12 protein-coding genes and 3 pseudogenes are annotated in these 12,985 nt (G+C 55.5%); 6 read left to right on the forward strand and 9 right to left on the reverse strand.

The features are described 5' to 3' along the window. The first annotated feature begins 62 nt into the window (after nt 1-62). Complete coding sequence (locus ACA066_RS17745) at nt 63-1,334, forward strand: epoxide hydrolase family protein (RefSeq protein ID WP_497695981.1); 1,272 nt, start codon at nt 63-65, stop codon at nt 1,332-1,334. Nucleotides 1,335-1,433: 99 nt separating this feature from the next. Next, a complete protein-coding gene (locus ACA066_RS17750) occupies nt 1,434-1,934 on the forward strand; it encodes a GNAT family N-acetyltransferase (protein WP_497695982.1) in 501 nt (166 codons plus the stop codon). Nucleotides 1,935-2,062: 128 nt separating this feature from the next. On the opposite strand, the gene ACA066_RS17755 is transcribed toward ACA066_RS17750, so the two are convergent. Next, entirely contained in the window at nt 2,063-2,404 is a 342-nt protein-coding gene (locus ACA066_RS17755; protein WP_497695983.1) for a hypothetical protein, read from the reverse strand. Between the two features lie 201 nt (nt 2,405-2,605). Here ACA066_RS17755 and ACA066_RS17760 point away from each other — a divergent pair, with 201 nt between their 5' ends. The 3 genes from ACA066_RS17760 to ACA066_RS17770 all read left to right on the forward strand — a co-directional run bounded on the left by ACA066_RS17760 (nt 2,606) and on the right by ACA066_RS17770 (nt 3,869). Continuing rightward, entirely contained in the window at nt 2,606-2,842 is a 237-nt protein-coding gene (locus tag ACA066_RS17760) for a hypothetical protein (RefSeq protein ID WP_497695984.1), read from the forward strand. Between the two features lie 73 nt (nt 2,843-2,915). Beyond that, on the forward strand, nt 2,916-3,134 hold the full coding sequence (locus ACA066_RS17765; RefSeq protein ID WP_497695985.1) for a DUF4287 domain-containing protein: 219 nt from the start codon (nt 2,916-2,918) through the stop codon (nt 3,132-3,134). Between the two features lie 198 nt (nt 3,135-3,332). Beyond that, a complete protein-coding gene (locus ACA066_RS17770) occupies nt 3,333-3,869 on the forward strand; it encodes a P-loop NTPase family protein (protein ID WP_497695986.1) in 537 nt (178 codons plus the stop codon). A gap of 550 nt (nt 3,870-4,419) precedes the next feature. On the opposite strand, the gene yecR is transcribed toward ACA066_RS17770, so the two are convergent. From yecR to ACA066_RS17800, 6 genes and pseudogenes are all read right to left on the reverse strand, one after another. Next, the gene (yecR, locus tag ACA066_RS17775) at nt 4,420-4,890 is read right to left on the reverse strand and encodes a YecR family lipoprotein (RefSeq protein ID WP_497695987.1); all 471 of its coding nucleotides are present in this window, start codon (nt 4,888-4,890) and stop codon (nt 4,420-4,422) included. Between the two features lie 336 nt (nt 4,891-5,226). Then, entirely contained in the window at nt 5,227-6,090 is an 864-nt protein-coding gene (locus ACA066_RS17780) for a methyl-accepting chemotaxis protein (RefSeq protein ID WP_497699909.1), read from the reverse strand. Nucleotides 6,091-6,132: 42 nt separating this feature from the next. Beyond that, nucleotides 6,133-7,149, reverse strand: a pseudogene (locus ACA066_RS17785) (methyl-accepting chemotaxis protein); the annotation flags it as partial. 679 nt (nt 7,150-7,828) lie between these two features. Continuing rightward, nucleotides 7,829-8,821, reverse strand: a pseudogene (locus tag ACA066_RS17790) (methyl-accepting chemotaxis protein); the annotation flags it as partial. A 99-nt stretch (nt 8,822-8,920) separates the two neighbouring features. Next, a pseudogene (locus tag ACA066_RS17795) lies at nt 8,921-9,460 on the reverse strand (MCP four helix bundle domain-containing protein); the annotation flags it as partial. A gap of 168 nt (nt 9,461-9,628) precedes the next feature. Continuing rightward, nucleotides 9,629-10,024 carry a hypothetical protein gene (locus ACA066_RS17800; RefSeq protein ID WP_497695988.1) on the reverse strand — a complete coding sequence of 132 codons (396 nt, stop codon included), beginning with the start codon at nt 10,022-10,024 and terminating at the stop codon, nt 9,629-9,631. A 218-nt stretch (nt 10,025-10,242) separates the two neighbouring features. Between ACA066_RS17800 and ACA066_RS17805 the strand changes: the two genes are divergently transcribed. After that, on the forward strand, nt 10,243-10,761 hold the full coding sequence (locus tag ACA066_RS17805; RefSeq protein WP_497699910.1) for a TetR/AcrR family transcriptional regulator: 519 nt from the start codon (nt 10,243-10,245) through the stop codon (nt 10,759-10,761). Nucleotides 10,762-11,243: 482 nt separating this feature from the next. On the opposite strand, the gene ACA066_RS17810 is transcribed toward ACA066_RS17805, so the two are convergent. Together ACA066_RS17810 and ACA066_RS17815 are read right to left on the reverse strand one after the other, a co-directional pair. Next, nucleotides 11,244-11,519 (reverse strand): LysE family transporter, encoded by a 276-nt coding sequence (locus tag ACA066_RS17810; RefSeq protein ID WP_497695989.1) that lies wholly within the window; start codon nt 11,517-11,519, stop codon nt 11,244-11,246. Nucleotides 11,520-11,556: 37 nt separating this feature from the next. Beyond that, entirely contained in the window at nt 11,557-12,648 is a 1,092-nt protein-coding gene (locus tag ACA066_RS17815) for a DUF3616 domain-containing protein (RefSeq protein ID WP_497695990.1), read from the reverse strand. Nucleotides 12,649-12,985: the final 337 nt, after the last annotated feature.

The following is a 12,985-nucleotide window of genomic DNA, read 5'->3' on the forward strand; positions in this document are numbered from 1 at the left end:
GGCTGAACTGCTAACCTTCAATTGCAATGATGCCCAGCATGCCCTCATCCGAGGAAGTGAAAATGAAACTCGCATTCGTCGCTGCCGCAGTCGCCGTCATGCTCACCTCATCGCTTCCCGCCAATGCGGTTGCCGCCGAAGATACCGAAGCCATCCGGCCCTTCGAAATCCACGTTCCTGACCGCGACCTTGCGGATCTGCGTGACCGAATTGCGGCGACCCGCTGGCCGGATAAAGAGACGGTTTCCGATCGGTCCCAGGGCGCTCAACTGGAACAATTGAAGGCGCTGGTTCACTACTGGGGCACGAGTTACGACTGGCGCAAAGTAGAGGCCCGGCTCAATGCCTTGCCGCAGTACGTCACGACGATCGATGGGGTCGACATCCATTTCATCTGGGTGCGCTCTCCCCGTCCGAACGCTTTGCCGTTGATCATGACCCACGGTTGGCCAGGCTCCATTCTCGAGTTTATTAATGTCGTCGGCCCGCTCTCCGACCCCACCGCTCACGGGGGCAACGCGGCGGATGCATTTGATGTGGTGATTCCGTCCATCCCTGGCTATGGCTTCTCCGGTAAACCGACGGGTATTGGTTGGGACCCGGATCATGTTGCACGGGTCTGGGCGCAGTTGATGAAACGCCTCGAGTACACGCGCTACGTCGCCCAGGGTGGCGACTGGGGTGCCCCGATCACCAGCGCGATGGCGCGCCAGGCACCGGCCGGATTGCTCGGCATTCATCTCAACCTGCCGGCCACCCTACCGCCGGAAGCGACTGCGGCACTCGCTGCCGGTGGGCCGGCACCGGAGAACTTCTCCGCGCAGGAGCGCGCAACCTTTGACGCCGTTGCCACACTGATCAAGCAGGGGAACCTGGCGTACAGCGCAATGATGGCCGCAAGACCGCAGATGATGGGCTACGGCGTGGCGGATTCACCGACCTTTCTCGCTGCGCTCCTGCTCGTTCACCCGGGATTTGCAAAATGGATGTACGGCGCCGACGCTCAACAGCTGCCGACAAAGGATCAGGTGCTGGATAACTTCACGTTGTACTGGCTAACGAACAGCGCCGCTTCGGCAGGACGGCTGTATTGGGAAAACATGGGACGCAGCCCTCTTTCCTCAGCCGCACAGAAGACCACCGAAATTTCCCTGCCCGTGGCGGTCACGGTGTTTCCAGATGACGTTTATTACCCTCCGGAATCCTGGGCCCGACGCGCCTACAGCCATCTGATCTACTTCCATCAAGCCGACAAAGGCGGTCACTTTGCCGCCTGGGAACAGCCGCAACTCTTTACTGAAGAACTTCGTACAGCGTTCAAGTCCTTGCGTTAGCGGTGTCTGTAATTTGTGAGAGGATGCTGGCGGCCAGGAGCGGACAGGTGTTCCTCTGCACAATGATCCAGGTTGTTTTACCAGGGAGGGAGCGTAGTTATGAAACCCGTCAGAATTCGGACTCTGGAAAGCACTGATGCTGAGGCGTTGCTGACATTTGAATTGGATAATCGCGAGTGGTTCGAGCGCCACATTGACGCGCGCGATGCTGCTTTTTACTCGACGCAGGGTGTCACCGAGCACATCACGGCTTATTTGTCTGATTATGCCGCCGGAACCTGGCACCCCTTTGTCATCGAAGACTCTGGCGGAAAAATAGTGGGGCGAGCGAACCTGAAAGACATCGACACGTCCCAGCGGTCGGCAGAAGTAGGCTATCGGATTGCTCAAAGTGCTTGCGGACAAGGACTGGCCACACAGGCGGTGGAGCATCTGGTCCAGGAGGCGCGGTTGCGTTGGAACCTTAAACAACTGGTTGCCAACGTATACGCTGCAAATATCGGCTCGGCAAAGGTACTCAAGCGCTGTGGCTTCTTGATCGAACATCCATCCGGGCAAGAAGGGACAGACCAGGAATATCGATTTGGCCTGTCGATTTAGCGGAGTGGAAAAGCAGCTATTGTTCATTCGCAAAAAAAAAGCCCCGCAACCAAATGGGGTGCGGGGCAGAAAATTGGTTGGTTGCGGCCAACCAAAGGAGCTCTGTAGAAAACGTTTACGGGCCGGGGTCAAATGCAATCCTGTGCGGCACGTTCAAAACTCGAAGGCAACAAGTTCGAGGCCAGCAAGTGCCGCTCGTAGATGAACACCTTGCCGCCGTTCCCGGCCTTGTAGGCTTCCAGCACGTTGTCCGCCGAAACTTTGCTCGGCACCACGATCCGGTAGCTGCGCTGGGTCTGCGAGACGGTCGGGTTCAACGCATTGCCCTGCAATTTCGGTACGACGCATTCAGCGTATTGGGCCGGGGTCTTGCTGGTCTGCAAGGTCAGGGTCGGGTCGTTCGGCGCGGAGGCACAACCGGTGAGCAACAAAGCGCCAAACGCCATGGCAGGCACAAATAAAAGACGCATCGGTCTCATCCTGAAAGGTTCGTTCATCAAATCACGCAAATTTTCGTGAGTGGTGTGTCGTTGGAGGTGATTTTCCGGCTATTGCCATCAAAGTAGAACTTGCGTTTCTTGATGGTCACTATTACCTCTAGCAATAGTTGCGCGCCGCGCAGGCGGATACACACTCAATCACCACTGGAAAAGATGGATGAGGATCTCTCCTTGAGAACTTTTGACTTGATCCGCGACGCTGTTCTGCCCGATTTTCGTGACCGGGTGGCCGAGTACCTGGTCCAGTACGAAACCGTATTGTTGTGCGAACACGTGCCCGACCCGGAGCTTGCGTGGGCCACCGCCAATCAGTTGCGCGGTTATTTGCGCGGGTTGAACACCACGCGGGTGTTGGGCATGGCGGATTGGGAGGAGCTGGATCGGCGGGTGGTGAATACGTGGCTTTAACGACCTACCGATGACAGGTTAAAGTCTTGCGGCCGGCAGAAGCAGCACACAAAGCAGAAAAGGAGTTTGCGTCATGACCGACGAACCAAAAGTAAAAGGGCCTGCGTCGTACTTCCCCTCTATTGAAAAAAAGTATGGGCACCCAATCACCCACTGGCTAAACCTGCTCGAAACAGTCAGCGGCAAGAAGCATATGGAAATGGTTGCCTTGCTCAAAACCGAACACGGCATGGGCCATGGCCATGCCAACGCTTTGGTTGCGTACTTTTTAGCGAGCGCTAGAACCGACTGACGAGACTGATCAAGCACAGCGCGCTCGATGCGTCCTCTTGTCGAGGCCGCTTCCGACCCAAGCCGACCGGGCGCCACACACCTGACTGTTGCTTTCAACATCGATATCGCTCAATAGCCGGCGCTCGTGGAGGCCGCCTTTCACTGCCCCTCCAAAACCTGCACAATTGCCGGCTTTTTTCGCGACAGGAAGTCCCCCATGCAACGGATTGTCATTCTGGGCAATGCCGGTAGCGGCAAATCTACCCTCGCCCGCGCCCTCGGCAAGCGCCTGAGCCTGCCCGTGGTTCACCTGGACACGCTGTTCTGGGAGCCTGGCTGGGTCGAACCCGACGCAGGCCAGTTCCGCGCGCGGGTCCGCGAAGCGATCGCAGCGGATGCCTGGATTTGTGAAGGCAACTATGCGCGGCGAACCTTCGACCTTCGCCTGCCCCGTACCGACCTGATCATCTGGCTCAATACATCGCGACTCACCTGTTTTACCCGGGTGATCATGCGCAGCGTCATGAACCGCCCTCGCCCTGACCTTGCAGCAGGCTGTACAGAGAAGCTCGACCGGGCGTTCCTGACCTTTCTGAACTTCGTGCGGAATTTCGATCGTGGCTACCGCCCGGGAATCGAAGCGGTGCGCCTGGCCATCGGCCCGCAAATTCCTGTGGTGCACTTGCGCGGTACCCGGCAGATTGCCGCCTTTCTCGAAAGCTTGCCCGCAACGGCTGAGATCTGCCTTGAATAGAGGGTGACTTTCGCTATCCCGGCGGTCGATCCACTACAATACATACCTGCTGGACTACGACCGCAGCGCGATGGACACCACGTTCGCAGGGCCTGCACGTTAGGGTTTTTGTTTGTATTTCATCCTTTCATTTGAAATGACTGTTAATCACTGGGTCCCTGGTTCGAGTCCAGGTCGTGGAGCCAGACAAAACAACGACTTAGGCTCACCTTGCGGTGGGCCTTTTTCGTTTCTGGAGTCTTTCGTGTCTGGATGGTGTCTGTAAGACAGGCATCGTTGCAGGGCCTTGTCGTTTCGGGTCGGGGTTACTCTGGGGTCACGCTGCCGCTGGTCGGCACACCGACGACTACTGCGTAATTGCATGCCACTTGACCACCCAGTATTTCCACTGACCGCCGAAAAGGCGACAGACAGAGAACGGCAAAAAGCCGCCGTTGCCGATAGAGTGACAGCGCAGTTTTTTCGAGTGAAGACCTGGCTCAGTTTCACAACGACACGCAGGGAGCTTTGGACAAATTGAGCCGCACAGTAGAACCAGCGCTCGATGAAATTACTCAGCCATGATCGCCTGATACTGCTTCTGGTACTCGGCATAGGGGAGGTTTTGATCCATCAATGCTTTGACGCGTGCTTCTTTGTACTGAGCAGGGGTCAGCATTCCAACCGGAACGGAGGTGAGCGTAGAAGCTGTGGTCTGGTTAGCTGGCGTAATGTTTCCGATGCATTGATATTTGACGATCATCTGGCCAGCAGTGCAGTTACCCCAGCCATCGAGAACCTGGCAATTCTGGGTTTGCCCACCGAAAGGTTCGGCGCGGTTGTAACCCCAAACCGCACATTTACTATTTGCAATCGATTCTGCTTGCTTATAGTCAACGATCGGAGTCCCAAAGGGTTTGAAGTCGTATGCCATGTCGATCGAGCCGTCCGCCCGGCTCCCACCGGTTGCGTAAAAGTCTTTACGGCTGGAGCAGCCTGTTACTACAACAGCCAGCATTACCAGAAGAAGTAGCTTACGCATGGAGAAAATCCTTTTCAGGTACAAGAAGCGCGATGATGGCAATGCGCCTTGCCGCTGTCTACAAAAACGATTATTTAATGGTCAAACGATTTAGATAAGGAAGGCAGCTATCAGCCCAGGCTGTGTAACAACGTAGGCACCGTTTTAAAGTCTGCGTTGCTACGTAAAATCTGCCAGTCCTTGGTGACCCAGCCAGATCTCAAATTTGCGTAGAAACGCGATTTTGGTTCTGTACCTCAACCCTGCGCTAAAACGTTTTTACACAGCCTCAGCCAAAAGCAGCCAGTCGAATCAGATGATCGCTCCCATTCAAAGCGTGGGAGCGACCTTGCTTCATCAGACCTTGAAATGGCTGACCATCACTTGCAGCTGGGTGCCCAGCCGTGCCAGCGCGACGCTGGAGGCGGCGGTTTCGTCGCTGGCGGCAGCGGTCTGCTCGGAGACGTCGCGCACATTGATGATGCTGCGGCTGATTTCGTCAGCCACGATGCTTTGTTGCTCGGCGGCGGCCGCGATCTGCTGATTCATCGATTGGATGTTCGATACGGTACGGGTGATGTTTCCCAGTGAGACACCGGCCTTGCGAGTCAGCGCCACGCTGCTGTCGGTCAGGCTGCGGCTGTTGCTCATGATGCTGGCCACCTGCTGGGTACCACTCTGCAAACCGGCGACCAGCCCTTCGATTTCCTCGGTGGACTTCTGGGTACGCTGGGCCAGACCGCGAACTTCGTCGGCGACCACGGCAAAACCGCGACCGGCCTCACCGGCACGGGCGGCTTCGATGGCGGCGTTGAGGGCCAACAGGTTGGTCTGCTCGGCCACGGCCTTGATCACGTCCATGACACTACCGATTTTGTTGCTTTCCTGCTGCAAGAGGGTCATAGCCTCGGTAGAACGCACCACTTCCTCAGCCAGGCGTTCGATCTGCACAATCGCTTCCCCCACGACTTTGTTGCCTTCGCGAGCCTCGCCATCGGCCGTTGTGGCGGCTTGCGAGGCCTGATCGGCGTTGCGCGTGACGTCCTGCACGGTGGCGGTCATTTCGTGCATGGCAGTAGCGACCTGATCGGTCTCGACTTTCTGGTTGTTGACCCCGACGCTGGTTTGTTCGGTGACGGCCGACAGCTCCTCCGCAGCGCTCGCGATCTGTGTCACGCCGTTGCGAACACCGCCGATGAGGTTGCGCAGGGTCTCACCCATGTGCTGGATACCTTGTTGCAGCACGCCCAGCTCATCGCGGCGGGTGACCACCAGGTTCTGGGTGAGGTCGCCAGCAGCAATGCGTTCGACGACGCCGAGGGTTTCGCGGATCGGACGGGTGATCTGGCGAGTGATGATGACGGCGGCCAGAATGCCAAACAGCAAGGCCAATAAGGTGCTGCCGAACAGCAACGTGCGAGTCTGGGCGATTTCGCTGGCGCGGCTGTCCAGTTGTATCTGGTACAGGCCGTCGCTGCGGGTCAATAAATCGAGCCCCTGGTCGACCAGTTCTTTGCTCGCCAGGGTAACGACGCTGCTAGCGGTTTTGTAGGCCTGCAAGGCCGTGCGGTAGTTGCCCAGGGCACTTTCGAACTGGCGCAATGCGTCCTGCTGGGTAGCACTGAAATACTCACTAAGCTGTTTCAAGCCGTCAATCGCTTCATTCAGTTGCTTGACAGCCTTCTGCTCAGTATCCGGGGTGCTGTTTGCGGTGTAAGCGCTGACTTCGTAACGGGTCAGCAGAAACTGTTCCTTGGCGCGGCTGATGGTCTGAAAACGTTCGAAACGGTCCGCGTCGCCCGGAGGTAATTGCAGCACGCGGCTGTAGATCGCCGTGATCTGCTTACCGGCTGCTTCGGCGTTACTACTCATGGCCTGCCGTGCGTTGTTTGCGGCGCGATACGCGTCGCGCATTTTATTCAGCGATTGCTGGAAATTGCTGATAATGGCCGCTTGTTCTTTGAGCAGCTTGAGGTTCTCCGGGCGAGTAAACGCGTTGATCAGTTTTTGCTGCTGGGCGATGAACGCATCCAGGTTGGTTTGCACGTTCTGGGCGGCGCCTTCATCGCCATTGGACAGTAGGTATTGCAGACGGGCCTCGCGTGTTTTGCTCAGCAACGTGTTCAACTGGGTGATATCGCCCATTCGGTCGCTGCGCCACACCAGTTTGTCCACGCTGGTCCAGCCGGCTAAAGCCAGGACGGTGGTTAAGGTCAGAACCAGGCCGAATCCCAGGCCCAGCTTGAGGTTGACGCTAAGATTACCGAGAAATTTACTCATTTCATTCCTTGCAGGGGCAAGCTGCTCTAGAGTTCGGGTATCTGAGGGGCTGCCCTCAGGCCGTGATGCCTCATAGCCATTATCGCTAGATATGTGACTGCTTAAACGTTTCTCTTATGTTTTTTCTTGACTTTTTTGCATCATTTCGGTGCAAAACTCTCGATAATTACTCCACCTAGCAGAGAGGTACGTGGATTGCCGAAGTGCGTTGTTGGATGATCGAATCTCTTCGCCCTAAATACAGGCATTAGTCGATGCCCTAGCCGCCAAAAATCATCGCAGACCCACACACCGCTTCAGCATTGCAGGAAGTTTCTTGCGTACTCACCGGAACGGTTTGGGTAAAGCCGTAACCTGCATTGAGTCTGATTAACGATTGCATCGGATTGACCGGCGCACTTTGTGACCATGATTGGCAAAGAACTTTCGATTTGCTGCCGTGGAGACAGGCAGCTATCGGCCGATTCTGTTGAAAAAGTCGACCGTAGTTTGCGCATCAGAAAAGTACGCGTCCGAGATTAAAATCTTTGCTTTTGGCAGAGACTTCCGGACTCGGATTTCACGTAGCAGCGTGCAAAAAAGGCGTTTTCACCAGTCAATGATCAGGCAGTTTGGTAGACCGACTTTTTCAACAGAATCGGCCAAAAGCAGTCACTCCCTTCCATTTCCGAATTGAATATCAACTCAGTTTGAAGCGCATGACTACCTCATTCAGGCTAATCGCCAGTCGAGACAATTCGTGACTAGCGATCGCGGTCTGGTTTGCACCATCGGCACTTTGGCTGGCCAGGTCTCGGATACTCATAAGGTTGCGATCTACCTCATGTGCAACATGCGCTTGCTCTTCCGACGCTGTAGCAATCTGCAAATTACGCTCATCTATCTGGACTATAGCCTCAGCAATGACCTGCAAAGCACGACCTGCATCATCTGCTTGTCCAAGAGTGAGTTTGGCCTGGTCTATGCTGATCTCCATGGCCCTGACGGCGCCTGTACTACTACTCTGGACACCGGCGATCATCTGCTCAATCTCTGTCGTCGACTGCTGAGTCCGATGAGCCAACGCTCTTACTTCATCAGCGACCACAGCGAAGCCCCGACCTTGTTCACCGGCACGTGCGGCCTCGATAGCAGCATTAAGCGCCAGAAGGTTGGTTTGTTCTGCGATAGCACGAATAACATCGAGCACTTTGCTGATTTGTTGCGCCTGGCTGGCCAACCCATTGATCTGGACGGCTGTAGCCTGCACATTTTCTGACAGATTGTGGATAGATAAAATAGTTTGCCCTAAACGCTGGTGCCCACTCTGCGTTGCTTCGTTTGAAGCTTTTGCGGCCTCGGACGCAGAGGCCGCATTACGGGCCACCTCGTCCACAGCGGCACTCATTTCATTGACCGCCGTGGCAGCCTGATCAATTTCGGTATTTTGTTTCAGTAACCCGTGACTGCTTTCCTGATTGATCGTGGCCATTTCTTCTGCTGCCGATGCCAGGCGCTCTGAAGAGGAGGCGATCAGTTTCAACGTATCACGAAGATCTTCCTGCATCGTTTGAAGCGCAATAAGTAAATCAGTTGCTTCATCTTGACCATCTACCAATATGTGCTCTGTGAGATCACCTTTGGAGATCCGCTGGGCGACGGCAACGGAACGGTATAGTGGCTGGGTAAGGCTGCGCGTAAACATCCAGGCAAGAATGATTGTATAAATCACGGCAGCGGTGATCAGAATTAAAAGTGCTGTGCGTGTTTGCGCATAAATCTTGCCCGCCTGCTCGCCCTGAAGAGCGGCAAGACGCTCGTTGAAGGCTGCCAGGTCAGACAAGCCCTTGCTAATGGCACGCCCTATCACTGGAACACCTTGCTCCGCGGTAAACTTCACCATCTCTGTGACCTGCCCCGCGTTCAACATCTGCTGTTGCTGGCTCTGCAAACGCAGGTAATCATCGAAGGAAGCTCTCAAAGGCGTGAAGATTGCCCTCACCTCTTCGGTCTCAACCAATGGCGCGAAGTCACTCAGCCCTTGCTTGAGGTTTTCCCGAAACCCATCCAAACGCTTATTTGTATCCTGGATATCAGTGGGGTCTTTAGCGGTAATCAGTCGCTGCGTCTCCAAACGCATGGAAATCAACGAAGCGTTGATCTTTCCTGTGACATTGATACTTCTTAGTGAACCTACTTCAATCTGTTGTTGGATCTGCCTAAGGGTCGCGGTCTTATCCAGGAAAAACGCACCAACAATTATCAGCAAGAGGGTGAATGAAGCAAAGCAATAGCTTGATCTGGAGGCGATTTTCAGATTCCGCAGCAGCATACTTGAGACCTTATTTTTTGAGTATGACTTTCAGAGACCGCACCCTCACAGCATGGGCGTCAGTCCGTTGACGTATTCGTAGATAGCCAGAACGTCTGGCTTTGGTCGTTTTCTGCCTGTCATAACAGGCAGCTCTGGGTCGATTCCTGGCTACTCTCGAAAAAGGTTTTATTTCAGTGTGAAACGCTCCTCAATCCTTGTGTCCTCAGCGCGATAAACAAGTGCAATAACGAGCGGAATAACAGATCCGCGCGGAAGTCTGAGCAGCTTGGCAACCTGAGGGGCAGAAAAACCTTCCATGGGGCAGGAGTCAATTCCTTTCGCGGTCCACTGGCGACCGCCTATATGACCGATGGGGATCAGGGATAACGTGGGACGAATCAGTGCCGCGAGGAGAACAAGCGGTGACCACAGCGCGGAAGATCCAACACCCAGGATTTTTTGAAACATCCCTACTTGTTTGCGGTAGTAAGCTTTCGAGTCCTGTCCCAGCGCCGGGGAGCTTTCAACATTCGCGAGCTGCGCCTGGGCTGTCCCAAGGACGTCGGACTCTTGTGTGTTCATGGTTCCAAGCGCGTTGTGCTTTCACGCCTAAGATCGTAAGTTAAAGCTTATATTTTAAAAACTCATGTTCTGGGGCCTTCTTTGAGCAATAGCCGATCGACCGTCACCCCCAGGAAAATCCCGGCCCAGGCGCGCTCCCGTGCAACCGTCGATGCGATTATTCAAGCGGCGACTTACATTTTGACCAAGGGGGCTGGGAGAGCCTGACGACCAACGCAATTGCAGAGCGTGCGGGCGTCAATATTGGTTCGCTGTACCAGTTCTTCTCGAACAAGGAGGCCGTGATTGCTGAGTTACAGCGCCGTCACGCCGTGGCAACGCGTGCCGATCTGCTTAAAGCGTTAGAGGTCTTGCCGCAACAGCCCTCTCTTCGAAAAGCGCTGACTCTGATCGTAGAGATGATCGTCAATGAGCATCGCGTTGCGCCGGCGGTACACAAAGCCATTCACGAAGAGTTGCCGCGCACGATAAGGCACATGGCGGAGGACAATAACCAGCTTCGCAGGCGGTTCTCGGAGGTACTCAAACCGTTCATGAAGAACGTACCTGACCCCGATCTTTCGATCTATCTGATGAGCATTGCTGCGCATGCGATCATCCACACCGTTACTGCGGATCAGCCAAACCTGCTTGAACATCCAGTTTTTGTTCTAGAGCTCGTCATCCTGCTGGAAAACTATCTCTGCCGTACACAGCTGAAAGATGAAACGCAAACACTCGAGGAACTGGCAGACTGAATCCGGTGCACGCGCAACGTTTGCATCCAGGTCTGACCGACCGTTTTGGGTCGGTTGCACCCCTTCGTGACCGCCAGCAATCGGCCGATTCTGTTGAAAAAGTCGGCCTTGGTCTCCATGGCAGAAAAGTACGCGTCTGAGATTGAAATCCTGAATCTTCGCAGAGGTTTTCGGGCTGAGATTTCACGTAGCAGCGTGCTAACAAGGCGCTTCCACCGATCAATGTTCCGGCAGTTTGGGAAAACCGACTTTTTCAACAGAATCGGCCATTAGCAGTCACTGGTTGCGTCTCAAATCCGCCATCAGCAAACGTCCACCCAACCCGCACAAACCGTCATGACGCCTGCTGACGCTCTATTCAGACGCTTCATTGCCTTCGGTGACTGGATGGCCCGCTTGATTCGCGACGCGGTAACGAGGTAAGTCAATTGGACGGTGAGATCGATCCCGATGCCGAGCGCGGTAATGAAGATGACTTCTGGCTAGGACAGAGCCGTCAGATCAAATGCATGGGGCAACACCGCGCCGAAAAATACGACGGCTTTTGGATTACTCAGAGTCAGCACGACTCCGGCGAGAAGGCCCGCGCCTGCTGAGCGCTTTGGAGATGCCTGCATTTGTTCGGTGTTCTTTGACCATAAGTTCCAGGCGATGAACAGGATAAAGGCAACGCCGAGCCATTTCACCGCGATGAAGACCGACTCGAACTGCAGGGCCAGTGCGGCAAGTCCGAGGGTGGCGACCAGCAGCCCAGGCAAACTGATCTACAGGCCGCGTTGACGTCGATGTGCGTGGCTAATCCAGGATGAACAGGTCCCCTTCCACATCCGTATCGCCGTGTTTACGACTCTCCGCCGCAGAGTCGTAGACGATCAGCAGAGCCTCCCCAGGCTGCTCGCCCGATTGGAACAGACACATGCCCTCAGCGTGATCGTTGCCTTGCCCGAAAGGCACCTCCAGCACCTTCTCCAATTGATCGGTGAAGACCACGCTTTCCTCGTCGGACGCGAAACCGCCGCGCCAGCGGAAGACCGTTACCGGACCGTCCTGCTCCATGGTGGGGCCCGCCAGGATCAGCAGATCGTCACCGCGGATGCACAGGTCACGCAAGCCCAGGCCATTGAGCGCGAAGAAGTGCTTGCGGTAGCGGCGCCCATCCGGACCGATCTTCTTCAGCACCAGCGTGTCAGACGAGGCGTCATTCAGCTCGGGTTCGATCTCCAACAACACGGCCCAGCCGCGTAGAACCGGTCCACGCAGCCCCAGCAGAAGGCGCGATCCGATCACCACCAACCCTTCGATATCGAAGCCGTTGTCCTTACCCGGGATACGCAGGAAGTCGCGTAGCTGAGGATCTTCAGCAATCGCCGCGGTCAGGTCGTTACCGACTTCGTTGCCCTGCAACTGCGCCGCCGTACGTCCATCGGCATCCACTTTCCTGGCGAGTACATAGCTGTCGTTCTGCTGCACCACAGGGATGCGGGCCAGCAGAAAGCGATTGCCGTCCGCCTCTATCGTCGACAGGCGCTTGATATTCTTCTGTGCAGAAGTGCCGGCCTCGGCCTTCTTGCGCTTCAGGCTATGGGAGCCCACCACCCAGAGGTAACCACTGTCATGGACATAGGCCAAGCCCTCGATATCGATCTCGGCGTCTTGTTTCGGTAGGGGCAGATCCAGATAGTCCAGGAGTGGAAATGATTGGTGCTCGTCGCACCTTACGACGCCGCCGGGCGTAGCATCCTGGATTTTCAGGCGTTCCAGGCTCGTGGTTTCGTCGTTCGCCACCCAGAGTGTGTCGTCAATCTGCCGAGCGACCGAAAGGCCATCGCGCAACGACGCAAACGCCGGATCAAAGCTCAACAGCGCAAAATTGCTTCGGTCGCTCATGAGCGGTCTCCTGTCTTTATGGCGCGGCGCGCCGGTTATTCAGAACCAGATTCTGCGCGTGTTCTTCGTCCAGTGCATGCACTCGTCCTGGCCGACCGGTCCACCGCTGATGGCTTAGGTCCCTTCGCTGCCGCTGCTAAGCCAACCCGCAATAGTTCCGTCAACTCCCAAATAGCCGACTAACGGTTACCCCCGTGGGCACAAAGCCTGCAATAACTCCATCGACGAACATTTGACGTCAATCTACCACCATACGAATTTCCTAATCAGCAGACCCAACTGACACAGCTCAATAGCGCAGGTTCGAGCGCAACTGTGGCCGCAACATTCTCCGCAT

The organism is Pseudomonas sp. LBUM1651 (assembly GCF_059716135.1).

Coding starts and splice junctions, on each gene's coding strand:
- ACA066_RS17745 (WP_497695981.1), top strand. CDS start 63: ATGAAACTCGCATTCGTCGCTGCCGCAGTCGCCGTCATGCTCACCTCA.
- ACA066_RS17750 (WP_497695982.1), top strand. CDS start 1,434: ATGAAACCCGTCAGAATTCGGACTCTGGAAAGCACTGATGCTGAGGCG.
- ACA066_RS17755 (WP_497695983.1), bottom strand. CDS start 2,404: ATGCGTCTTTTATTTGTGCCTGCCATGGCGTTTGGCGCTTTGTTGCTC.
- ACA066_RS17765 (WP_497695985.1), top strand. CDS start 2,916: ATGACCGACGAACCAAAAGTAAAAGGGCCTGCGTCGTACTTCCCCTCT.
- ACA066_RS17770 (WP_497695986.1), top strand. CDS start 3,333: ATGCAACGGATTGTCATTCTGGGCAATGCCGGTAGCGGCAAATCTACC.
- yecR (WP_497695987.1), bottom strand. CDS start 4,890: ATGCGTAAGCTACTTCTTCTGGTAATGCTGGCTGTTGTAGTAACAGGC.
- ACA066_RS17780 (WP_497699909.1), bottom strand. CDS start 6,090: ATGGGTGAGACCCTGCGCAACCTCATCGGCGGTGTTCGCAACGGCGTG.
- ACA066_RS17800 (WP_497695988.1), bottom strand. CDS start 10,024: ATGAACACACAAGAGTCCGACGTCCTTGGGACAGCCCAGGCGCAGCTC.
- ACA066_RS17815 (WP_497695990.1), bottom strand. CDS start 12,648: ATGAGCGACCGAAGCAATTTTGCGCTGTTGAGCTTTGATCCGGCGTTT.